Annotated in this window: 17 protein-coding genes and 8 tRNA genes; 11 read left to right on the top strand and 14 right to left on the bottom strand. The window is 50.4% G+C overall.

Going from position 1 to position 21513, the window contains the following annotated elements:
* Nucleotides 1–50: 50 nt before the first annotated feature.
* Complete coding sequence (locus BV405_RS13665; RefSeq protein WP_176330164.1) at nucleotides 51–1856, top strand: sensor domain-containing diguanylate cyclase; 1806 nt, start codon at nucleotides 51–53, stop codon at nucleotides 1854–1856.
* 89 nt (nucleotides 1857–1945) lie between these two features.
* On the opposite strand, the gene BV405_RS13660 is transcribed toward BV405_RS13665, so the two are convergent.
* From BV405_RS13660 to BV405_RS13625, 8 genes are all read right to left on the bottom strand, one after another.
* Nucleotides 1946–2021 (bottom strand) — tRNA-Gly (locus BV405_RS13660).
* A gap of 2 nt (nucleotides 2022–2023) precedes the next feature.
* A tRNA-Glu gene (locus BV405_RS13655) sits at nucleotides 2024–2099 on the bottom strand.
* Between the two features lie 67 nt (nucleotides 2100–2166).
* A tRNA-Gly gene (locus tag BV405_RS13650) sits at nucleotides 2167–2242 on the bottom strand.
* 24 nt (nucleotides 2243–2266) lie between these two features.
* Nucleotides 2267–2342: transfer RNA gene (locus BV405_RS13645), tRNA-Glu, on the bottom strand.
* Between the two features lie 50 nt (nucleotides 2343–2392).
* A tRNA-Gly gene (locus BV405_RS13640) sits at nucleotides 2393–2468 on the bottom strand.
* 39 nt (nucleotides 2469–2507) lie between these two features.
* Nucleotides 2508–2583 (bottom strand) — tRNA-Glu (locus tag BV405_RS13635).
* Nucleotides 2584–2608: 25 nt separating this feature from the next.
* Nucleotides 2609–2684: transfer RNA gene (locus tag BV405_RS13630), tRNA-Gly, on the bottom strand.
* A gap of 38 nt (nucleotides 2685–2722) precedes the next feature.
* Nucleotides 2723–2798 (bottom strand) — tRNA-Glu (locus BV405_RS13625).
* 348 nt (nucleotides 2799–3146) lie between these two features.
* Between BV405_RS13625 and BV405_RS13615 the strand changes: the two genes are divergently transcribed.
* The 4 genes from BV405_RS13615 (at nucleotide 3147) to BV405_RS13600 (ending at nucleotide 6804) form a co-directional block, all read left to right on the top strand.
* Complete coding sequence (locus tag BV405_RS13615; protein ID WP_086481440.1) at nucleotides 3147–3926, top strand: hypothetical protein; 780 nt, start codon at nucleotides 3147–3149, stop codon at nucleotides 3924–3926.
* A 38-nt stretch (nucleotides 3927–3964) separates the two neighbouring features.
* Nucleotides 3965–4384: a peptide-methionine (R)-S-oxide reductase MsrB gene (msrB, locus tag BV405_RS13610; protein WP_217895661.1), complete on the top strand. Its 420-nt coding sequence runs from the start codon at nucleotides 3965–3967 to the stop codon at nucleotides 4382–4384.
* 161 nt (nucleotides 4385–4545) lie between these two features.
* Nucleotides 4546–5418 (top strand): ribosome biogenesis GTPase YlqF, encoded by an 873-nt coding sequence (gene ylqF / locus BV405_RS13605; RefSeq protein ID WP_086481508.1) that lies wholly within the window; start codon nucleotides 4546–4548, stop codon nucleotides 5416–5418.
* Nucleotides 5419–5598: 180 nt separating this feature from the next.
* Complete coding sequence (locus BV405_RS13600) at nucleotides 5599–6804, top strand: GGDEF domain-containing protein (protein ID WP_086481439.1); 1206 nt, start codon at nucleotides 5599–5601, stop codon at nucleotides 6802–6804.
* Between the two features lie 45 nt (nucleotides 6805–6849).
* Here BV405_RS13600 and BV405_RS13595 read toward each other — a convergent pair whose 3' ends face one another.
* Complete coding sequence (locus tag BV405_RS13595) at nucleotides 6850–7668, bottom strand: enoyl-CoA hydratase (RefSeq protein WP_086481507.1); 819 nt, start codon at nucleotides 7666–7668, stop codon at nucleotides 6850–6852.
* Nucleotides 7669–7888: 220 nt separating this feature from the next.
* On the opposite strand from BV405_RS13595, the gene BV405_RS13590 reads away from it, so the two are divergent.
* From BV405_RS13590 to BV405_RS13575, 4 genes are all read left to right on the top strand, one after another.
* A complete protein-coding gene (locus tag BV405_RS13590) occupies nucleotides 7889–9103 on the top strand; it encodes a pyridoxal phosphate-dependent aminotransferase (RefSeq protein ID WP_086481438.1) in 1215 nt (404 codons plus the stop codon).
* Between the two features lie 253 nt (nucleotides 9104–9356).
* Nucleotides 9357–10238 (top strand): protease HtpX, encoded by an 882-nt coding sequence (gene htpX / locus BV405_RS13585; RefSeq protein WP_086481437.1) that lies wholly within the window; start codon nucleotides 9357–9359, stop codon nucleotides 10236–10238.
* Between the two features lie 189 nt (nucleotides 10239–10427).
* Nucleotides 10428–13058 carry an ATP-binding protein gene (locus BV405_RS13580; protein WP_086481436.1) on the top strand — a complete coding sequence of 877 codons (2631 nt, stop codon included), beginning with the start codon at nucleotides 10428–10430 and terminating at the stop codon, nucleotides 13056–13058.
* 1 nt (nucleotide 13059) lies between these two features.
* The gene (locus BV405_RS13575; protein ID WP_086481435.1) at nucleotides 13060–14814 is read left to right on the top strand and encodes a GGDEF/EAL domain-containing response regulator; all 1755 of its coding nucleotides are present in this window, start codon (nucleotides 13060–13062) and stop codon (nucleotides 14812–14814) included.
* A 135-nt stretch (nucleotides 14815–14949) separates the two neighbouring features.
* On the opposite strand, the gene pdxB is transcribed toward BV405_RS13575, so the two are convergent.
* Nucleotides 14950–16113 carry a 4-phosphoerythronate dehydrogenase PdxB gene (gene pdxB, locus BV405_RS13570; RefSeq protein ID WP_086481434.1) on the bottom strand — a complete coding sequence of 388 codons (1164 nt, stop codon included), beginning with the start codon at nucleotides 16111–16113 and terminating at the stop codon, nucleotides 14950–14952.
* A gap of 265 nt (nucleotides 16114–16378) precedes the next feature.
* On the opposite strand from pdxB, the gene BV405_RS13565 reads away from it, so the two are divergent.
* Nucleotides 16379–16666, top strand: a complete 288-nt coding sequence (locus tag BV405_RS13565) for a WGR domain-containing protein (RefSeq protein WP_086481433.1) — start codon at nucleotides 16379–16381, stop codon at nucleotides 16664–16666.
* Between the two features lie 25 nt (nucleotides 16667–16691).
* Here BV405_RS13565 and BV405_RS13560 read toward each other — a convergent pair whose 3' ends face one another.
* Complete coding sequence (locus BV405_RS13560) at nucleotides 16692–16943, bottom strand: glutaredoxin family protein (protein ID WP_086481432.1); 252 nt, start codon at nucleotides 16941–16943, stop codon at nucleotides 16692–16694.
* Between the two features lie 183 nt (nucleotides 16944–17126).
* Complete coding sequence (gene rlmKL / locus BV405_RS13555) at nucleotides 17127–19310, bottom strand: bifunctional 23S rRNA (guanine(2069)-N(7))-methyltransferase RlmK/23S rRNA (guanine(2445)-N(2))-methyltransferase RlmL (protein WP_086481431.1); 2184 nt, start codon at nucleotides 19308–19310, stop codon at nucleotides 17127–17129.
* A gap of 467 nt (nucleotides 19311–19777) precedes the next feature.
* On the opposite strand from rlmKL, the gene rmf reads away from it, so the two are divergent.
* Nucleotides 19778–19987, top strand: a complete 210-nt coding sequence (rmf, locus tag BV405_RS13550; protein ID WP_086481506.1) for a ribosome modulation factor — start codon at nucleotides 19778–19780, stop codon at nucleotides 19985–19987.
* Nucleotides 19988–20098: 111 nt separating this feature from the next.
* Here the strand turns inward: rmf and BV405_RS13545 are convergent, their stop codons facing one another.
* Nucleotides 20099–21130: a quinone-dependent dihydroorotate dehydrogenase gene (locus tag BV405_RS13545; RefSeq protein WP_086481430.1), complete on the bottom strand. Its 1032-nt coding sequence runs from the start codon at nucleotides 21128–21130 to the stop codon at nucleotides 20099–20101.
* Nucleotides 21131–21285: 155 nt separating this feature from the next.
* Nucleotides 21286–21507 carry a DUF2835 domain-containing protein gene (locus BV405_RS18130; protein WP_086481429.1) on the bottom strand — a complete coding sequence of 74 codons (222 nt, stop codon included), beginning with the start codon at nucleotides 21505–21507 and terminating at the stop codon, nucleotides 21286–21288.
* Nucleotides 21508–21513: the final 6 nt, after the last annotated feature.

The raw sequence follows: 21513 nt of genomic DNA, 5'->3' as shown, positions 1-21513 counted from the left end.
AAGAGTTAACCGAATAAGTTAAAGGGAACTTCATGTACACCGCTTTCAGGATGACAGCCTTTTGGGCCGCTTTTACGACCCTGCTATTTGTTGTGCTTTCACCTCAGGTCTTTGCATCGACACCAGAGGTAATAACAGGTGTAGAACAACGCTACTCCCTTCTGGAGCCATCAGAAAACAAACGTGATTTTGATACGGTACGGGGTCTTCCTGAAGATCAATGGCAAAGTACGTCAGTTGATGTGCTGAACTTCGCCCTGGATAAGCGTGAGCACTGGCTGAAGATCACTCTAAAAAATGCAGATACTGAGCAGAAGCATCTGACCATTCTTCTGGATCAACCGATTCAGGATTACATCGATTTCTGGTTGGTCGGCAACACAGGCAAACTTCAACAACACTATAAAACCGGTGATCGCCTCCCCTTCAACAGCAGACCAATGGACTTCAGAGGCTTTGCCTTCCCGGTCGAACTCCCGGCCACTTCATCCGTTGACGTTTTCTTTCGCTTCGATACCTACGACGGTCTCTATGAAGCTATCCCCGTTTATATTCAGTCACATGATGAGTTCCGCCAATGGATTATTCAGGACTCCCTCTGGTACGGCTTTTACTATGGCGCACTCACGATACTGCTGGCCTACAACCTGATTATAGGTTTTCTCACCAAAGAGCGTGATTTCTATCTGTACAGCCTGTATCTGGCTACCTTTTTTATCTGGAATCTTTTATTTCGGGGTTATGGTTATCAGCATCTCTGGCCGGATAACCCATGGTTTGCTAACCAGATTCTCTCGATATCTGTCTCCTTTATTTTTATCACGTTAACCGCCTTTACAGCGGTCTTTCTGGATCTGAAAAGGCAAGCCCCCAGACTGCATCGTTTAATTCTTGTTTTAACCGGCCTGCAGTTGGTTCCTATTTTTCTAACCCTTGGCAGCTATTACACCCTGTTTTTCACAACCCTGATGCCGATTGCCTCAATGCACCTGCTGGCCATACTGAGCGCTGCTATCTATCTGTCTTATAAAAAAAGCCAACCCGCCCAGATCTTTACCCTTGCCTGGGGTGTGCTTATCGCCTCTGTTCTGATCTATTTTGCACAGGTTCTCGGAGCGATTCCGGCAAACAGTCTGACCTCAAATATTCTGAATATCGGCTCTTTGATCGAGATGCTGGTACTGGCTTTGGCGATGGTCGATAAGATCAATCAGATGAAACAGGATCAGGCTAAAGCCCTGAAAGCGAATCTTATTATTCAGCAGGAAAACAATATCGAGCTGGAACAGCTGGTCGCGGAAAAAACAGCCCAGCTAACAGCTCTGAACAAACAGCTGGAACACGATGCCATCACAGATGCCTTAACCGGACTCTTCAATCGCAGACGCCTGCCCCGCCTCTACGAAAAAAGACTGGAGCACTGTAGCCAGCACGATGAATTTATCGGCTTTATCCTGCTGGATATTGACCACTTCAAGCAGATTAACGACAAGTTCGGCCACCAGGACGGCGATGAGGTTCTGGTAAAACTGACAGAATGCATGATGGCATTTTGGCTGGAATGGCAAGCAGATCTGTTCCGCTTCGGCGGTGAAGAGTTTGGCATCATTATCTGCCATAAAGACCGGCTATTACTAACTGAGACAATTCAGAGCTTTCAGCACCATATCAGCCAACAAACGCTGCACCACACCCGAAACATCACCATTTCGGTCGGGGCGGTAATTATGCCATCTCAGAATTGCCCGGATCTGGATACAGCAATCGCTGTGGCCGACGGACTGCTCTATGACGCTAAGAATCAGGGAAGGGATCTTTGCCTGATAAAATCCTTAGCAGTACAAGAAACTAGGTAGCTCGTAACGCCCGAAAAGATAACCAACAAGAGTTTTCATGCGTCAAAAACGAAAAAAGCCAGTCGTGTTAACGACTGGCTTTTAGAATTTGGAGCGGGAAACGAGACTCGAACTCGCGACCCCAACCTTGGCAAGGTTGTGCTCTACCAACTGAGCTATTCCCGCAATGGCGTCCCATAGGGGGTTCGAACCCCTGTTACCGCCGTGAAAGGGCGGTGTCCTAGGCCACTAGACGAATGGGACGCAGATGCCATAAAGGCAAACACCTGATAAGTCCGGCAACATGTTTTTCTTCTTTTGAAGCGTAAATTGGAGCGGGAAACGAGACTCGAACTCGCGACCCCAACCTTGGCAAGGTTGTGCTCTACCAACTGAGCTATTCCCGCATCACACTGCTTCAAAGCAGAAAATGGCGTCCCATAGGGGGTTCGAACCCCTGTTACCGCCGTGAAAGGGCGGTGTCCTAGGCCACTAGACGAATGGGACGTATAACATGTTTTAATTCTTTCTAGGCAAACTCTTCATCAGAGTTAAATTGGAGCGGGAAACGAGACTCGAACTCGCGACCCCAACCTTGGCAAGGTTGTGCTCTACCAACTGAGCTATTCCCGCATCGCATGCCTGCTCTGACATCAAAGTCAGAAGAAAGAATGGCGTCCCATAGGGGGTTCGAACCCCTGTTACCGCCGTGAAAGGGCGGTGTCCTAGGCCACTAGACGAATGGGACGCAGCCGATTTTGGTTATTTGAAATTGGAGCGGGAAACGAGACTCGAACTCGCGACCCCAACCTTGGCAAGGTTGTGCTCTACCAACTGAGCTATTCCCGCATCACAATGCTGCAAGCTAAGCTTAACAGCGCAAGATATGGCGTCCCATAGGGGGTTCGAACCCCTGTTACCGCCGTGAAAGGGCGGTGTCCTAGGCCACTAGACGAATGGGACGTGGTCTTGCAAATAACCCCTCATCGAAGGATGGCGCGCATTTTATAGAGCGATTCAAAGGGTGTCAACACCTTTTTTTCTTTTCTTATCAAAAACTTCCGGCACTTTGCTTTGCGGCCTTAACGCAGGTCAAACCCTATAGGAAACAGCCCGTTATAATTCGCACCCTTCGGGATTTTCTCTTATTATTCATCAAGGTGTATAACAAGCGCCTTTTTAAGTTTTAAAGGATCATGCCGATAGGCAATAGATATGAAGGCTTATCTTCATATATAGTGAACACTAGATACATAGTGAAACACTTGTCGGACACCAAAACTACAAAGCTCAGGATAAAGGGAACCTGGAATGTCATCAGTGATCATTCTTGGCGTTGTGCTTTCGTTAGCACTGGGCCTCATTTTTATTGTCTATTCAAAGCAGGCTGCGGAGAAAAAGCGCATCGACCATATCCGCTATCTGCGTTCTTTGGGTGATCGTGCCAGAAACCTGATGTTTCTCATGGAAGAAGTCCCGGCTCACTACCTTGATCAGAATATGCGCATCTTCCTTTCGCGCAGTGTTGTTGAACTCTTCCAGCAACAATATGAAGCAGACCCCGATGATAAAGTTTCCAAGCATCTTGAAAACGCCAAACAGATGCTGGAATTCGCTACCAAGAACAAGAACGTCTCTGTGGTGCCTGTTACCGATATTCAGACCGCAAACAATGTACGTCGTAACCTGAAACTTCTGCACAAACATATCTCCGTACAATACCAGGAGAAAAAAATCTCTCACGGTATGGCTCAGGCCTTTCTGAAACAACTCCGTAAAGCTTTCGCTCAAACCATTATTGAAGTTTATGTTTCTGCTGCTAAGAAATCAGAACGTGAAATGAAGCCCAAAATTGCTGCCATTCACTATCGCCGCGTGATCAGCGAGATGGGCAAAAACAATCAGGGTGGTGATTATACGGATCAGATTCTTGCTACGAAGAAGCGTATTGATGAATTGGAAGAAACTGCAGCTAAACAGGAACAGCAGCAACGTCTTGAAGGACAGCAGAATGGTGACCAGCTGACCAAAGAGTTTGAAAAAATGATGGAAGAAGAGGATCAATGGAAGAAAAAACAGGTCTATGATTGATAAGCTTCTCCAAAAACCTGTAAATGATGTCTCTTACCATGCCTGACAATACCAACAAGCCACTACCTGCCAATGAGCAGGAGTGGCAGCAACAACTCTCCCCGGAACAATACGATATCTGCCGCTGTGGTGGCACCGAGCCTCCTTTCACTGGTCGATATTACAACCATCACGAATCCGGCACTTATCTCTGTGTTTGCTGCAAGACGCCACTTTTTGACTCTGAAACCAAATATGAGTCAGGCAGTGGCTGGCCCAGTTTCTGGCAAGCTATTAGTGACAAAGCAGTTGCTGAACGCACCGACCAAAGCCACGGCATGATACGCACCGAGATCCTCTGCCAACACTGTGATGCACATCTGGGACACGTTTTCCCCGATGGCCCTCAACCAACCGGCCTGCGTTATTGCGTTAACTCCGCCTCTCTGGATTTCGCTCCAGCAGAGATCAAGGAATAACCTCAAGCATTAAACTGCTGATTAAATCTGCCCTCCTTGATATAATTTTTGCCTTTGTTAAGCCGCTTTAGCCCTAAGCTTCAGCGGCTTGTTTTGTTAACAGCGTTACGTTTTCCCGTTCCGCTTCGAGTTCGTTCAGAAAACAGGAGAGCCCCATGGCGATGTTAGGTTGGTATCCGGGACACATGAATAAGGCACGTCGCCAGATCAAAGACGCTCTGCCTGAAATTGATGTCATTATTGAAGTACTGGATGCCAGACTGCCATACTCCAGCGCGAACCCTATGCTGAATGAGTTGCGCGGCAAAAAACCCTGCCTGAAGATTCTTAGCCGTGACGATCTGGCGGATCCTGCGATTACCAAGCGCTGGATTAAACATTTTGAAGAACAGGATGAAACCCGGGCGATTACCGTTACCACCACAGAATCCCGCACCCTGAAACAGATCCCTAAGATCGTTAAAGAGATGGCGGGCCAGGTACGTAAAGACCGGACTGTTCGCGTCATGGTGATGGGTATTCCGAACGTGGGTAAATCGACCCTGATCAACAGCCTTGCTGGCAAAAAGGTCGCCAAGGTCGGTGATGAACCAGCAGTGACCAAACGTCAGCAGAAAATCACCCTGCCATCCGGAATCGCGATTATCGATACACCAGGGGTGCTCTGGCCTCGCATTGAAGATCAGAACAGCGCGTACCGTCTGGCAACCTCCGGGGCGATTCGTAATACCGCTATCGACTATCTGGACATCGCCATGTTTGCTGCCGGAGAGCTGATGGTGCGCTATCCGAAACCACTGGAAACCCGCTACAAGATGAAAGAGCTACCGGAAACACCGGAAGCAGTTCTGGAACTCATTGCCAGCAAGCGTGGCGGTCTGCGCGCCGGTGGAGAAATTGACTGGCACAAAGCCTCTGAAGTTCTGCTGAACGACCTCAGAGGAGGCCACATGGGTCGCCTGTCTCTGGAAGTTCCTGAGGATATTCCGGAGCCTGTGATCGAAGAGGATGATCCGGAAGCGACTGAAGACTAAGCTAGTCCAAACCATCTCAAGGCGTTGCCTACCCTGCTAAAGTAGCCGGTCGAATATTTCTTGAAGTGATATACATCAAGAGATACCACGGCTACTTTCGATACCCTAAGCAGCATTTTACTCAAAGCCTGACGATAAGCTTTTTCAGGCTTCAACACGCAACAAGGTAACAGCCCGCTTATGCCAAACCCTTCTGCCTCCAGCCCGGACACTGATCGTCCGGTGGTCGAACGACGTCAGAACCCGTCGGCCGCAACAGCTCTGGATGAAGCAACCGGCGGACTCTATCGCAAGCTGTCAGAACTCAATCTGTTTGACACCCTGACAAATCGCTACCATTCCGATGACTTTAACGCGGCCCGAAGCGAATACATCCGCACCCGCGTCAATATCCTCAGTATCGTTTTTGCTATTTTTGCCCCTCTCTGGATTCCACTGGATTACCTGCTCTTGGATTCTGAAGATCTGGGCACTATCGCCTTCTATCGACTGATGCTGTTCAGCTCTATGCTGATTCTTCTGCTGGTTAACAACGCTCGCAAGCGCAACCTGCAGCACTCTCTGCTCTGCCTGACTCTGATGATCGCCTTTCCGGCTATCTTCTATACCGCCAGCCTGTTCCAGCTATTAGGGGGAGATGCAGCACTGATCGGTTACAGCTTTATCCCTTTCCTTCTGGTCGCCATGCTTAGTGTTTTCCCTCTGACCATACTGGAAGCCAGTGTACTAGGGGCAGGGCTGATCATCACCCTGCTCTATAACGACTTCTTTGCCGGCACCCTGTTTACACTGGAAGGCTTTAAAGATCTCTGGTTAATCTCGACATTACTTGTGATCGCGCTCTGGGCAAATCAGGCGCAGCTGCACATGCTGCTTCGGCTCTACCGTCAGGCAACCCGTGACCCTCTCACCGGCCTGCTTAACCGCAGAATTATGATGGAACGGGTTAAAGAGCTGAGCAAAAACTGGAAGAAGTCGGAACGCCCTCAGGTCAGTGTATTGATGCTGGATCTGGATCGCTTTAAGCGTATTAACGACACCCATGGCCATCTGACCGGCGACCGGGTACTTCAGGCATTCAGTCAGATCATGAAAGATGAACTGCGCAGCACCGATATTCTGACCCGCTACGGTGGCGAAGAGTTTGCCGCCATTCTTCCTGGTAGCAGTATGGATAATGCTCTGAAAGCCGCAGAACGCATCCGCATGCGCTGCGAGCAATCCTGGGTAACCTCAAAAGATAATGAGCCGGTTCGCTTCACGGTAAGTATTGGCGTGGGTGAACTTCTGCAGGATGAAGGTTTTAATGAAGCCCTTCACAGAGTCGACAACTCACTCTATGAAGCGAAAAAGACAGGCCGTAATAAGGTGGTTCAGGCCAACTGAGCCACCTTAATTCGTCTCACCGGATAACAATCCGGTCAGGAGAAACTATCTCCCCTGCCAGCAAGGGGAACGCTTATTCAGGAAAGCATCAACCCCCTCCTGAGCATCATGAGCCAACATATTCTCCGTCATCACTCGACTACAATAACTGTAAGCCTCGCTTTGACTCATATCTCTCTGCTGGTAGAAAGCCTCTTTACCCACCTTAAGTGTGTAAGATGACTTGGCTGCAATCAGCTGTGCCACCTGATCGACCCTCTCATCAAGCTCGTTGGGCGCAACCGCCTCATTGATCAGCCCGACCTTTTCCGCCTTATCTGCAGACACCATCTCACCGGTGAGCAGCATTGCCATCGCCTGCTTAGGATGTACAGCTCGGGTCAGCGCCACCATAGGTGTCGAACAAAACAGCCCGATATTCACCCCCGGAGTCGCAAACCTGGAATCAGAAGCTGCGTAAGCCAGATCACAGGTCGCTACCAACTGACAGCCCGCCGCAGTGGCAATACCATGAACCTTGGCAATCACAGGCTGGGGAATGGATTGAATCTTCGCCATCAGCTCGGCACAGGTGGCGAAGGTTTCCTGATAGAAAGCCTCCGTAGCGCCCTCTTTCATCTCTTTAAGATCATGCCCGGCGCAGAAGCCCTTCCCACTACCAGCAAGCACGACAACCTTTATCGACTTATCGTCAGCGACACCATTAAGCTCATTAATAAGCGCCTGCATACAGCCCAGTGAAAGAGCGTTATATGCCTTAGGACGGTTAAGGGTAAGATAGCTGACACCTCCACGATCTTCGCGAAGCACCAGATCTTCATATACCACTGATACATCAGACTCCGAGCCTGCATTCTGAGCCATTTGGGGTTGTTCCTTGGACATTGCTACGGTCCTTTTTATTGTTTGAATTAGGTTTATCAGAAAAACAGCATATCACCCCAGTGAAAAAAACCCATAAGTCAGACTATTCATCTATTTATCGGCTTACCAAAGGCCGATAAATTATTTAATATGGTTCGTTTCCAAAAAAATGAGGCAAGCACTGCCCCACCCTATACCCTTACCGCACAACGGAACCCGTATGCAAACCATCAAAAAGTCCACAAAACTGAACAATGTATGTTATGACATCCGTGGACCTGTCCTTGAAGAAGCCAAACGAATGGAAGAGGAAGGTCACCGTATTCTTAAACTGAATATCGGCAACCCGGCCCCATTCGGCTTTGAGGCACCGGAAGAGATTCTGCAGGATGTACTCTATAACCTGCCCAATGCCCAGGGCTACTGCGAATCCAAAGGTTTGTACTCGGCCCGTAAGGCGGTGATGCAGGAGTGTCAGCGCAAAAAAATCGACAACGTATCTATCGAAGATATCTATCTGGGTAACGGGGTCAGCGAGCTGATCGCCATGGCCACTCAGGGTCTTCTGAATGATGATGACGAGCTGCTGATTCCGGCACCGGATTACCCGCTTTGGACAGCAGCGACCCGACTGGCTGGCGGCAAAGCGGTTCACTACATCTGCGATGAGCAGTCCGACTGGTATCCGGATATCAATGATATCCGCAGCAAGATCACAGAGCGCACCAAAGGCATTGTGATCATTAACCCGAACAACCCAACCGGTGCTCTGTATCCGGAATCTCTGCTGCAAGAGATTATCGAGGTTGCCCGGGAACACAATCTGGTGGTTCTGGCCGATGAGATCTACGACAAGATTCTTTACGACGGAGAAGTTCACACCTCCATCGCAAGCCTTGCTGATGATGTACTCTTCCTGACCTTTAACGGCCTGTCGAAGTCTTACCGTGTGGCAGGCTTCCGCTCCGGCTGGATGATCGTCAGCGGTAACAAGCATAAAGCGACAGACTTTATTGAAGGTCTGAATATGCTGTCTTCCATGCGTCTGTGCGCCAACGTACCGGCTCAGCATGCAGTTCAGACCGCTCTTGGCGGTTACCAGAGCATTAACGACCTGATTCTTCCCGGCGGTCGCCTGAAAGAGCAGCGTGATCTGGCCTGGGAGATGCTGGACAATATTCCGGGTATCAGCTGCGTTAAGCCTAAGGGCGCGCTTTATCTGTTCCCGAAACTGGATGTGAAACGCTTCAACATCCATGATGATGAAAAGTTCGCCTACGACCTGCTGAAACAGGAGAAGATGTTGGTGGTTCAGGGCACCGCCTTTAACTGGCCGGAGCCGGATCACTTCCGCATTGTCTCCCTGCCTTATGTCGACCAGTTAGAAGATGCGATTAACCGCATCGCCCGCTTCCTGAGCAAATACAGCCAGTAACGGCTGTAAAACCGGAAGTTCGAAATGCCCCGCAATGTCCGGGGCATTTTTTTAAACTTTTTTCGTTTATTGGGGAACTTTCACGGAACCAAAAAATTTGACCGTTATCAAATGGTCACCTTATTGGATCACAATGACGAAAACATACCGGTTTCAGGTCAGCGAACAGAGAAAACAGCGCCAGCCCTTGTAAGCGGATATGTTCAGCCCAATTAAAAAGGTATCAGATTAACTTGATGGAGAATTCGCAAACATGATGCGTATCGGACTATTCCTTTTAACGAACCTGGCTGTGCTTGTTATTGCAGGTATCGCCCTTAGCGTACTGGGGGTAGGCAGTTATCGCGAAGGCGGTGGCCTTAACCTGACCAGCCTGCTGATCTTCTGTGCTGTGTTCGGTTTTACCGGCTCACTGGTCTCTCTGTTTATGTCGAAAAGCATTGCCAAAATGAGTACCCGTACTCAGGTGATCGATCAGCCTCGTAACGAAACAGAAGCCTGGCTGCTGCAAACAGTGGCTGAGCTGTCCCAGAAAGCCGGCATCAAAATGCCGACAGTGGGTATCTTCCCGGCGATGGAATCTAATGCCTTCGCGACCGGTTGGAACAAAAACGATGCTCTGGTTTCGGTAAGTGCTGGTCTGCTGCAGCGTATGAGTCCTGATGAAGTACGTGCGGTTCTGGCTCACGAAATCGGCCACGTAGCGAACGGTGACATGGTGACTCTGGCTCTGATTCAGGGTGTAGTAAACACCTTCGTTATGTTTGTAACCCGTGTAGTGGTTTACGCTATTGACCAGTTCACTGCCGATGAAAACGGTGAAGGTGGTCTGGGTTGGGTTGCCGAAATGGTTCTGACCATCATTCTGGACATCCTGTTCGGTATTCTGGCTTCTGCTGTTGTGGCCTGGTTCAGCCGTCAACGTGAGTTCCGTGCGGATCATGCCGGTGCAACTTTGGCGGATCGTCAGGCGATGATCTCGGCTCTGCAACGCCTGAAAGCAGAATCCGGTGAAGAAAGCATGATGCGTGGCTCTATGACCGCTCTGGGTATCTCAGGCGGTAAGATGTCTGCCATGTTTGCTTCTCACCCTCCACTGGATGAGCGTATCGAAGCCCTGCAGCGCGGTCGTTAATCACAACGGCTTTGCTCCAGCAGAACACCAAAAACCGGCCCCCGTGGCCGGTTTTTTCGTTACGGAAAACGCAGAAATCCCACCTTTGGTAACACAAATAAGCATCCACAATATTACGAATTCCGTATAATCATTGAATCCGGTGTTGAAAATACATCTATAAAACCCTACTCAGAAAAAGGCTTTTCTATGCCCCCCAGTGCTCTGCCAGACAAACTTCTGCCCCCCAATGAGACGGAACGCCTGCAGCATCTGCATGATCTGGCCATTCTAGACACAGGCCGGGATCCGGGCTTTGATCGTCTGACAGAACTGGCAAGAGACCTTTTCGATGTGCCAGTGGCGCTGGTTTCTCTGGTGGATCAGAACCGTCAGTGGTTCAAAGCAGAACAGGGGTTTAACAGCTGCGAAACCCACAGGGATATCTCCTTCTGCTCCCATGCGGTCTATCACGGTGAAAACCTGATTATTCCGGACACCCTGAAAGATGAACGCTTTCGGGATAATCCTCTGGTAACTGGCGAGCACGCTATCCGCTTTTATGCCGGTATTCCCATCAGTATTCGTGACGGCCTGCACCTCGGCAGTTTCTGTATTCTCGGTACTCAGCCCAAAGAACTTTCCGCTCAGGAGCTGATCCGCCTTGAGCAGCTTGCCCGGCAGGCAGAGGAACTGATTCGCCTGCATCAACAGAGAGTTGCCCTTGAACGGGAAAAGAATGAAGTCGATATCAGCCGGGCCCGCTACCGCGCCATTGTCGATTCCGCGGCTGCAGGGATCATCCGCATCAACCACTGCGGTACCATTCTTGAAGTTAATCCCTTCGCCCAGGAGCTGCTGAACTACAGCGAAGAAGAACTCAAAGGCAAAAACGTAAAAGTGATTATGCCGGCTCCCTGGGCAAAGGAGCACGATGACTACCTGCGTCGTTTTATGCACAGCGGACAGGCCAAAATTATTGGTAAGGGCCGAGAAGTTGAAGCCCGCCGTAAAGATGGCACTCAGATCCCGATCCATCTGGGAGTCAGTGAAGTCCACAGCAATCAGCCCAATGAACGTCAGTTTATCGGCATCCTGTCTGACCTTAGGGATGTGCGTGCCGCTCAGCATGCCGAGCAGCAGGAAAAAACCCTGTTAAAAATTCTGCATCAGGGTCTGACTGACTATCAGGCCTTACTGTCTCAGGACAAGCTCTGGGCCTTCCTGATGGAAGCCCTCAAAGAGCTGACCGACAGTGACTATGCCTTTATCGGTGAGGTACTGACCATTGAAGGCAAGAAAGCACTCAAGCTGCATGCGATTACCGACCTGTCCTGGAGCGAGGAATCCAAGCAGCTGATGCAGCGTCTGGTGGCTGGCGATATGCTGTTGACCAATCCGGACACCCTGATCGGACAAGTTTTTGCCGGTGAGAAACTCATTATCAATAACCAGATGCAGGACCGATATGGCAACAGTCACCTGCCACCGGGGCACCCGGAACTCTATCGCTATATGGGCGTACCCATTTTCGATCAGGATGAAGTGATCGGCATGTTTGCCATTGCAAACTCCGAGGAAGATTATCATCCTGAACTGGCCGAATGGCTGAACCCCTTCACCAGTACCTGTGCCCTGCTGATTCGACTTTATCGCCAGATGCATGAACGAGAGCAGATTAACGAGCAGCTTCGTCAGGCAAGAGATGCCGCGCAACACGCCAGTCAGGCGAAAAGTGAGTTCCTCTCCTCCATGAGCCATGAGCTACGCACTCCCATGAATGCGATTCTGGGCTTTGCGCAACTGCTGCAATCCGGTAAACACCCCCTCACCGACCGTCAGCAGCGCCACGTCAAACAGATCTATAAGAGTGGTCAGCACCTACTCACCCTGATCAACGATGTACTGGATCTGGCCCGTATCGAAGCCGGACGTATCAGTGTCTCTCTGGAATCCCTGAATGTTCAGGAGATGATGCAGGATGCCCTGGAAGGTCTGCAGCCGATCGCAGACCAGTACCAGATTAAACTGCATCCGCTGGACAACAATACCCGTAACCTTTGGGTGGTAGCGGACTATACCCGCTGTCAGCAAGTGCTGATCAATCTGGTTACCAATGCGATCAAATACAATCGTACAGAGGGCGAAGTCTTTATCCGCTGCTCGCTGCAGAAAACATCTGCTAACGATATGTTGCGTATTGAGGTAGAAGACACAGGCTCCGGCATTTCCACCGACCAACTCAGCCAGCTCTTTCAGCCATTCAGCCGTTTAGGGGCTGAAAACTCTGCTATCGAAGGCACGGGTATCGGTCTGGCTTTAAGCCGGGAATTGGTGGAGCTGATGCAGGGTGAGATCGGCGTTGAAAGCGAAGAGCATAAAGGTAGCTGTTTCTGGTTTACCTTGCCGCTGTCAGCAGAGCACGACAGCGAACACCAGTTAACAGAAGATACGCCCGAAGCGCAGGAAGGCTGTCGTCATCTGCTCTATGTGGAAGACAATCCGGCGAATCAGCGCCTGCTGCAGGCCTTTGTCGACGAACTTGCGGAATATCGTCTGACCCTTGCAGCATCGGCGGAACTGGCTCTTGAAATTGCAGCCTCGGATACACCGGATCTGATTCTGATGGATCTGGATCTGCCCGGCATCAGCGGGCATCAGGCACAGCAGATGCTGTCCCGAAATCCCCTGACCCGAAACATTCCCGTTATCGCTGTTTCTGCTTCAGGCACAGACCATGGGCGAACGGAACTCCTGAAGGCAGGCTTTGTCGATTATCTGAATAAACCGCTGGATCTGGGCGCTCTGCATCAGGTCCTGCAGGCTCAACTGGAGCACTAATATGGACAGCCAAAGCTCATTGAATACTGAAGCCGACATCCTGATCCTCGACGACAATGAAGTAAATGTCGATCTTCTCGCCAGCCTGCTGGAAGACGAGGGTTTTACTCAGGTCGAGTGTATGACAGACCCGCGCCAGCTGATGCCTCGAGTGGCGCAAAAACAGCCGGATCTGATCTTTCTTGATATCCGCATGCCCCATATCTCAGGTCTGGAGCTACTGGAACAGCTAAGAGAAAGTCTTGGAGATAACCTGCCTGCGGTTATTATTCTGACGGCCAACACCGATCAGACTACCCGCTATCAGGCTCTGGAGTTGGGTGCCCGTGATTTCCTCACCAAGCCGTTTGATAATCAGGAAGTTCTGCGCCGACTGGAAAATATCCTGCAGGAGCACCTGAGGCTGCAACAGCAGATGTTTCGTGCCGATGAGCTGGAATCCCTTGTCGCTGAACGTACCTGCGAGCTAAAACGCATGGCGGTGGAAGATCCCTTAACCGGCCTACCTAACCGAACCGGTTTACTAAGCCAGCTGCAGGAACAGATCGAAAAAGATCAGAAGCTTCTGATTTACTTCTTCGCGGTAGATGGCCTTGATGAGATGGCACGTCTGCACGGCCTTGAAGTGGCCGAAAATCTGGCATTGGCTTTAAAAGATCGCGCCCTGAAACATCGTCAGGAAGGCGATATTCTGGGTCTCTGGAGTAGCACAGAATGGGTGTTGGCGCGCCGGACTCAGATTGAAGGGCAACCGAGCTGCGATCAGCTAGCAGATCGCGTACTGCCGTTGCTGGGGACCGTGCGTCAGCCTATCGATTATCAGGAGTTTCGTCTGCGACTGAACGCCCGTGCCGGTATAAGCACCTCAGATCAAAGCCGAAGTGCTGAAAACCTGATTCGTCTGGCCGCATTGGCTGTACCTGAAACACCCAATAGCTGGCGAGATTACACGCCAGAGCTTGAGTCCCAGCTGCAGCGCAAACTCACCCTGCAGGAAGCCCTGAACCATGCGGCAGAGCGCGGCGAGCTGGAACTGTATTTTCAGCCAAAGATCAGCCTGCCTAACGAAGAATGCCTGAGTGCGGAAGCACTTTTGCGCTGGTCACACCCAACTCTTGGGCGTATCTCTCCGGTTGAGTTTATTCCGCTGGCGGAGAAAACCGGCCAGATTCTTGATATCGGGCATTGGGTACTGGATGCGAGCTGTCGCCAGCTGAAGCAGTGGCGGGATCAACAACAGGTGCCAGAGAATTTTATGCTCGCGGTTAACGTCGCCAGCCAGCAGCTGACGCAGCAGGATTTCGCCCGTACCTGTCTGAAGATTTTAAATCAGTATGAGCTTCCTGCTTCCGTACTAGAGATCGAAGTTACCGAATCCGGTCTGATGGATGATATGGCAGAAGCCCTACTACAACTGCGCCAACTGGCCGATGCCGGTATTTCTATCGCCATTGATGACTTTGGTACCGGTTATTCCTCAATGGCATATCTGAAAGATATGCCGGTTTCTGTCCTTAAGATCGACCGGGCTTTTATTAAGGATATGCACGAAAACACCAAGGACAAAAAACTGGTCGAGACCGTTATGCAGTTGTGTGAAAACTTCGGTTTTATCACAGTGGCAGAAGGGGTGGAGAATGAAGAGCAACTGGAAATTCTGAAACAGCTTAACTGCGAACTGATTCAGGGCTACTACTACTCACCGCCCCTGACCGGAAAAGCTCTGCTGCAGTATGTCAGTGCGATCAACGCCTGATCGCAGTATTTCTTATCCGTGCTAAACAAATCCCGGCCGCACTAAAACAAAATGCCCGCTACCTGCTTGCTGATACGCAAGACCGGTAGCGGGCATTTTTTTATTCAGTCTGTAGCCGGTCCGGATATCGTCGGCTTACTTACCCAGACGAACGGAGAAACCAAACTTCTCCAGCTGATCACCCAGTTTCTTCTGGCTAGTTTTCAGCTGCACTTTCAAAGTATGGAATTCGCGGCGCACCGGATAAGTACGGCGCAACTCATCAAAAGCTTTCCCCAGGGTAATACCTTTCTTATGAGCCTTAGTGAAAGCCCGGCGCATCGCCATATCATCGTTACGAACATCGTAACAGGCTCGGATTGCAGTCAGCGTAGACTGCCAGCGGTGTGCCTGATTGGAGAAAGAGAGTTTACGCAGTGGCGGCTCAGGAATCAGCTGTCCGAGCTTCTTCCGGGCAGGCAGACCAAAATGCTGACATACCGAGACATAAACCATCTCAGTGCCCCCCAGCTTGCCATCAAGGCTGTAACCGGCAATATGCGGTGTGCCCACATCCACCAGTTCCAGCAGTTCATGATCAATATTCGGCTCTGACTCCCAGACATCCAGAACCGTGTAAAGGTCGCCTTTCTCCTGCAGACGGGCTTTCAGCGCCTGTGTATCGATTGCAGCACCACGGCCACTGTTGATCAGAACGGTATCTGGCTTCAGCTTGTTAATACGGGCTTCATTCAGCAGGTGCAGGGTCGGATGAGGGCCCTGTTTAATCAGCGGAGTATGCATGCTGATGATATCGGCCTGTTCCAGCAGCTCATCCAGATCAGTGAAACCTTCTTCGCCTTCCGCTTCAGCCCTTGGAGGGTCATTGACCAGAACATTAATACCGATCTCTTCCAAACGCTCTTTCAGGCGACCACCGACGTTACCTGCACCGATGATACCGATGGTTTTCTCTTTCAGGATAAAGTCTTCCTGATCAGAAAGCAGCGAGAGCACGCTTAACACATACTCCACGACAGAGTTGGCATTACAGCCAGGCGCATTGGCAAAGCCGATATTATTGGCCGTCAGATAATCCTGATCGATATGGTCACAACCGATGGTGGCGGTGGCAACAAAACGTACCTTGGTGCCATCCAGCAGTTCCTGATTAACATTGGTGATAGAGCGCACAAGCAGCACATCGGCCTTCTGAATCTGCTCCCGGGTCATGGAGCGTCCCGGCAGGGTTTCAATAGAGCCCAGCTCGGAGAAAAACTCCTGAACAAGGGGGATATTTTCATCGGCAATAATGTGCATCGGTTTTCCTCTGTTCTTATTCAGCCCTTTTTTACAGTTAATCGCTTCTGCGATGGAAAGGGCTTTTCATATCAACACTTTACAAATGCGTGGGATTCAGGCTCAATTCCTGCCAGTGGTCATAAATGGCTTATTAAAGACCACGTATCTGCTTAAATCAGGTACTTACTGGTACACTTTAATGGGTACACAACAGGGACTACGATCAGGTGATAAAACCTGAAGAAGTAGTTGGGAATCATATCAGTCCGCAGGAGTTGCACAAGTGATTGTTCGCTGGCAAAACGAACATGATTACTGTCTGGTTCATATCCATCAGGATATGTTCGGCGACTGGCTATTGACCAAAGCCTGGGGACAGATTGGCACCCAGTTTGGTGGACTGACCCATTCTCTGATGGAATCTTATGATGAAGCGGTAACCCTGATGGAAAGCATCGGTACCGTTCAGGAAAGCCGGGGTATGAAGCGGGTACTGCAGCTGGATGACAGCGAAGAAGCTGCGGATCTGTTTTCAGACCTGATGAAAGCCGGCGAACTGCCTACCGGCTAACACGTCTCCGCAAGCCTTTTGAGTATCAGGCTGCCGCCAGCTCAAGATAAGCCTCGGCGGCTTGGCTATCAAATGGCCAGCCCAGTTCTTCTTCCCGATTTTCCAGTCGAATCACAGGAATCCGAATTCCGTATTTTTCCACCAGAGCTTCCGATTCACTGATTTCCACCAGCTTAAGCTCAATGCCTTTTTCCGCTACTAACGGATGTACAATCGCCAGCGCCTGCTCGCACAGATGACAGCCCAGCGTGGTGTAAAGATTTAACACCTGACTCATCGTTTTTCCTCAATCTAATAGTTGTTGAGATCTAATGGTTGTTGAGACCTAATGGTTGTTGAGACCTAATGGTTGTTGAGACCTAATGGTTGTTGAGACCTAATGGCCGTTGGGATGGTCGCTATTCCGATAGCAAACAGCCTGCAGTTGCAGGCTGTTTGTACTCTCTTATATCACCGCTGATCAGTCGAAATAGCGGATCTCATAACACTGGTGAATCTTCTGGTTTCGGGCAAAGTCCGTTGGCACCGATTCTTTAGAAATATCCTGCACATCAAACTCTTCCAGAATGGATTCATCCATTTTAAAACTGCGCAGGTTATTGGAGAAGATCAGAGCACCACCCGGAGCCACAACCCGCATCGCATCACGGATCATACGCCCATGATCGCGCTGGATATCCAGCACATCCTTCATCCGCTTGGAGTTGGAGAAGGTTGGCGGATCCATAAAGATCAGATCAAACAGGCGGGTATTTTCCTGCAGCCACTGCTTGCAGTCCGCCTGAATGAATTCATGCTCTTCACCGTAAAAACCGTTCAGACGCATGTTCTTTTTGCCCCAGTCCAGATAGGTATTGGACAGGTCAACACTGACCGTACTGCGGGCACCACCCACAGCAGCGTGAACCGTAGCCGTTGCGGTGTAACAGAACAAATTCAGCACACGCAGGTCTTTGGACTGCTCGCCGATGTAAGTACGAATCGGGCGGTGATCCAGAAACAGACCGGTATCCAGATAATCTTCCAGATTGACCAGCAATTTGCATGGCCCTTCGGTGACGGTCATCATCTCGCGCTTTTTACCCAGTTTTTCGTACTGAGCACGCCCAGACTGACGTTTACGCTGTTTCAGGTGAATGTTGGACGGGCTGATATCAAACACCGCTGGTAACACCTGCAGCACATCCATCAGACGACGTTCCGCTTTAGCCGGATCAATTGTCTTAGGTGGCGCGTATTCCTGAACGTGCAGATGATCGCCATAGACATCAACAGCAACGGCATATTCCGGAATATCAGAGTCGTAAGCGCGGTAGCACTCGACCTTCTCTTTTTTCAGCCACTTCTTCAGATTCTTCAGGTTTTTACGTACCCGGTTGGCGAACATACGGCCGCCTTCACTCCAGGTGGTTTCATCCCGCATCAGTTCTTCGGTGCTTTGAGTTGGCTTCGCCGGACGCTCTTTCTGATCCGAGTCTGCCGCCACCGCAAACAACAGCAACTTACACGGCAGCGCGCCGTTAAACATGTTGTACTGCTTATGACTGCGCAGCCCCATCTTGTGGCACAGATCACCGTTGCCGGTAAAGACAGAAACCTGCCAGCCTGGGAAAGACTCCTTCAGGCGATCACCCAGATGACGGTACAGGTGAATCAGAGACGGCATATCACTGATACGCTCACCGTAAGGCGGGTTAGTCGCCACAAGACCCGCCTCCAGATTACCGGCGTGGGTTGGCTGAACAAAATAGGCCAGCTCTTTTTTGGTGACGTTTACAATCTTATCCAGACCTGCACGACGGATATTCTTCTGTGCTGCAACCAGTGCTTTACCGCTGGCATCATAGCCATAAATCAGGCCCTTCCAGCGGCTACGGCCGAGAGAAGCACGGGCTTCTGCTTCATGCTCAATTTCGCGCCAGAGATCAAAGTCGTGCTGCTTCCAGGTGAAGAAACCGAAGTGACTGCGGTTCAGACCCGGAGCCTGATCCATCGCGATCAGCGCACCTTCAATCAGCAGGGTACCGGAACCACACATAGGATCGATCAGAGGTTTACCCTCTTTCGCCAGAGCAGGCCAGCCGGAACGAATCAGAATCGCTGCCGCCAGGTTCTCTTTCAGAGGTGCCATAGCACCATCCAAACGGTAGCCACGTTGATGCAGACTGCTGCCGGACAGATCCAGACTCAGCACCACTTCACCACGGTTCAGACGCGCGTTAACCCGCATCGACGGACGCTCTTTATCCACCGAATGACGGAAACCGGTTTTCTCTTTCAGCTGATCAACAATGGCATCTTTAACCCGTTGCGCCGCAAAGTGGGTATTGCGAATCTCTCGGTTACTACCGGTGAAATCCACCGCCAGCGTACCCTGATCCTGCATGTGCTCCTGCCAGTTCACCCACTGAACCGTGTCATACAGTTCATCAGCGGTTTCCGCAGGGCCGGTATAAAGACGGAGCAGCACCCGGTTTGCCAGACGTGACCACAGGCAGAGGCGATAGGCCACTTCCAGCGTTGCCCGACACTCAACACCAGCCACTTTTTCCTTAACATTCTCTGCACCCAGTTCTGCACATTCCTGTGCTAACAGGCCTTCAAGGCTTTTCGGACAGGTTAAAAAAAGATCTAGTAACGCCATTATTTCCCAGCCAATTCAACAGGCTAACTTTATTAGCATGTTTCGTTATTCCTGCCCCGACTAAGCAGCAGCAGGATTATGAAAAAAAGGTGTTCGACAAAGTATGACAATTCAACTACAACTTAACTGTTGTCGCACATCTTGCGCAAACGTCTAAAGACTTATATGTCGAAAAACAAGAGTGAACTCTAAACCCCTAAACAGGTCTTTGACAGTACAGACTCTTTTAAAAGATTTTTCCAAGATTCTGTACCTAACATCAGACCGGAGGTTAAAGAAACCTGATGTAATTTCAGATTCCGAAGGAAACTGAAGCCAGACCTGAAAAAAACGGCATCCAAGTGCCACAGGACTTTACATTTAGGGAGCGTTTGCCAGAGGCCGTACACATCGGCCCACCGTATAACCTCGAACAGAGCGACGGTGTCCCGGCAAACTCCACAGATAGCTACGAGGCGTTACTCACTATGAAAAGACAAAAAAGAGACCCTGCCCAACGAGCTTTTTTACGTGGTTACCAAGCGGGCGTATCCGGAAAATCCCGTGATCTTTGCCCAAATAACAACATAGATACCCGACAATATTGGATGAGCGGATGGCGAGAAGGCCGCGCTGATTCCTGGGCGGGTATGACAGGCGTCTCAGGGATCCACAAGAACCCAGCAGTACTGTCTTAAACTGTTTCTGATCGCTGATAAGTCGACGGGCTCATCAGGATCATATCCCTCAAAATTCTAAGGCTCGCAAATGCGAGCCTTTTTAATACCTGCCAGTAAAGTCAGAAAGCCTTACTTACGGGACGCCTGAAGCGCTGCAACCGCTTCAGCAGCCTCTTTCACAAGCTTAGGACCCTGATAGATAAAGCCGGTATAAACCTGAACCAGACTCGCACCCGCTTCGATTTTTTCACAGGCAGCTTCAGCGCTATCAATACCGCCAACACCGATAATCGGCAGCTCACCTTGCAGGGTTTCCGCCAGCACTTTAATCACGTGTGTGGACTTATCACGCACCGGCTTACCACTCAGGCCACCCGCTTCATCAGCATTATCCAGTCCCAGAACCGCATCACGATCCAGGGTGGTATTGGTAGCAATGACCGCATCCATTTTCTGATTACGGATATTGTCTGCCACCATGCGGATCTCTTCATCGGTCATATCCGGCGCAATTTTAACGGCGATCGGTACATAACGCTGATGCTGTTCAGCCAGACGGGTCTGCTCTTCTTTCAGAGAGCGCAGCAGCGCTTCCAGAGTTTCACCAAACTGCAGGGTACGCAGCCCCGGAGTATTAGGAGAAGAGATGTTTACCGTCACATAGTCTGCGTGTGGATAAACTTCCTTCAGGCAGTACAGGTAATCTTTTTCAGCATCTTCCACTGAAGTGGTCAGGTTCTTACCGATGTTGATACCAACAATACCCTGAAACTTACGCTGCTTAACCTGCTCAACCAGGTGGTGCACACCTTTGTTGTTGAAGCCCATACGGTTGATGATGGCGTCTTTCTCCGGAATTCGGAACAGACGAGGCTTGTCGTTACCCGGCTGAGGCTTAGGGGTAACCGTGCCCACTTCGACAAAACCAAAACCCAGCGTACCCAGCGCATCCAGATAATCCGCATTTTTATCCAGCCCCGCAGCCATACCTACAGCATTCGGGAAGGTAATACCCATCACTTCAACCGGAGCCTGAACCGGCTTGGCCACAAATGGAGATAATACGCCCAGACGATTGGCGGCATTCAGGCCATCCAAAGCCAGTTCATGGGCCGTTTCACCAGAAAAACGGAACAGAATATTGCGCGCTAAACCGTACATGACAGGACTCCCGAAAGCGATGCATCAAAGCGGATGAAAAACGGCCGGATTATACGCTGACAGCACACTAAAAGCATTAACGGCAAAGTGGTTAAAAGGTGTGAAAGGCGAATGAGGAGTAAAACAAGCAGCACAAACAAAAAAGGGCAGCCCTTTCAGGCTACCCTTTCTATGCTCTGGAATTTATTACCGGCTCCGAACTTTACCCTGAAACGACCATGTATCCCCTGATGGGTGACAAACGGCCGCAACACGGAGGCGGGTAACTGAATCCGCCTGCCGAGGGTATCGTAGGCGATTACGCCAGTGGCGTAACCGCGGTAATACTCCAGATATTTTTCAGCACTTAAGCTTAGTGAAATGATGACTTCCTGCATGGGGGC

Source organism: Oceanospirillum sanctuarii, from assembly GCF_002150805.1.
Lineage (GTDB): Bacteria > Pseudomonadota > Gammaproteobacteria > Pseudomonadales > Halomonadaceae > Oceanospirillum > Oceanospirillum sanctuarii.
This window is presented reverse-complemented; position numbering and strand designations above follow the sequence as displayed.

Excerpts from the sequence above, each read along its gene's own strand:
- BV405_RS13665 (WP_176330164.1), top strand. The coding sequence starts at position 51 with ATGACAGCCTTTTGGGCCGCTTTTACGACCCTGCTATTTGTTGTGCTT.
- BV405_RS13615 (WP_086481440.1), top strand. The coding sequence starts at position 3,147 with ATGTCATCAGTGATCATTCTTGGCGTTGTGCTTTCGTTAGCACTGGGC.
- msrB (WP_217895661.1), top strand. The coding sequence starts at position 3,965 with ATGCCTGACAATACCAACAAGCCACTACCTGCCAATGAGCAGGAGTGG.
- ylqF (WP_086481508.1), top strand. The coding sequence starts at position 4,546 with ATGTTAGGTTGGTATCCGGGACACATGAATAAGGCACGTCGCCAGATC.
- BV405_RS13600 (WP_086481439.1), top strand. The coding sequence starts at position 5,599 with ATGCCAAACCCTTCTGCCTCCAGCCCGGACACTGATCGTCCGGTGGTC.
- BV405_RS13595 (WP_086481507.1), bottom strand. The coding sequence starts at position 7,668 with ATGGCTCAGAATGCAGGCTCGGAGTCTGATGTATCAGTGGTATATGAA.
- BV405_RS13590 (WP_086481438.1), top strand. The coding sequence starts at position 7,889 with ATGCAAACCATCAAAAAGTCCACAAAACTGAACAATGTATGTTATGAC.
- htpX (WP_086481437.1), top strand. The coding sequence starts at position 9,357 with ATGATGCGTATCGGACTATTCCTTTTAACGAACCTGGCTGTGCTTGTT.
- BV405_RS13580 (WP_086481436.1), top strand. The coding sequence starts at position 10,428 with ATGCCCCCCAGTGCTCTGCCAGACAAACTTCTGCCCCCCAATGAGACG.
- BV405_RS13575 (WP_086481435.1), top strand. The coding sequence starts at position 13,060 with ATGGACAGCCAAAGCTCATTGAATACTGAAGCCGACATCCTGATCCTC.
- pdxB (WP_086481434.1), bottom strand. The coding sequence starts at position 16,113 with ATGCACATTATTGCCGATGAAAATATCCCCCTTGTTCAGGAGTTTTTC.
- BV405_RS13560 (WP_086481432.1), bottom strand. The coding sequence starts at position 16,943 with ATGAGTCAGGTGTTAAATCTTTACACCACGCTGGGCTGTCATCTGTGC.
- rlmKL (WP_086481431.1), bottom strand. The coding sequence starts at position 19,310 with ATGGCGTTACTAGATCTTTTTTTAACCTGTCCGAAAAGCCTTGAAGGC.
- rmf (WP_086481506.1), top strand. The coding sequence starts at position 19,778 with ATGAAAAGACAAAAAAGAGACCCTGCCCAACGAGCTTTTTTACGTGGT.
- BV405_RS13545 (WP_086481430.1), bottom strand. The coding sequence starts at position 21,130 with ATGTACGGTTTAGCGCGCAATATTCTGTTCCGTTTTTCTGGTGAAACG.
- BV405_RS18130 (WP_086481429.1), bottom strand. The coding sequence starts at position 21,507 with ATGCAGGAAGTCATCATTTCACTAAGCTTAAGTGCTGAAAAATATCTG.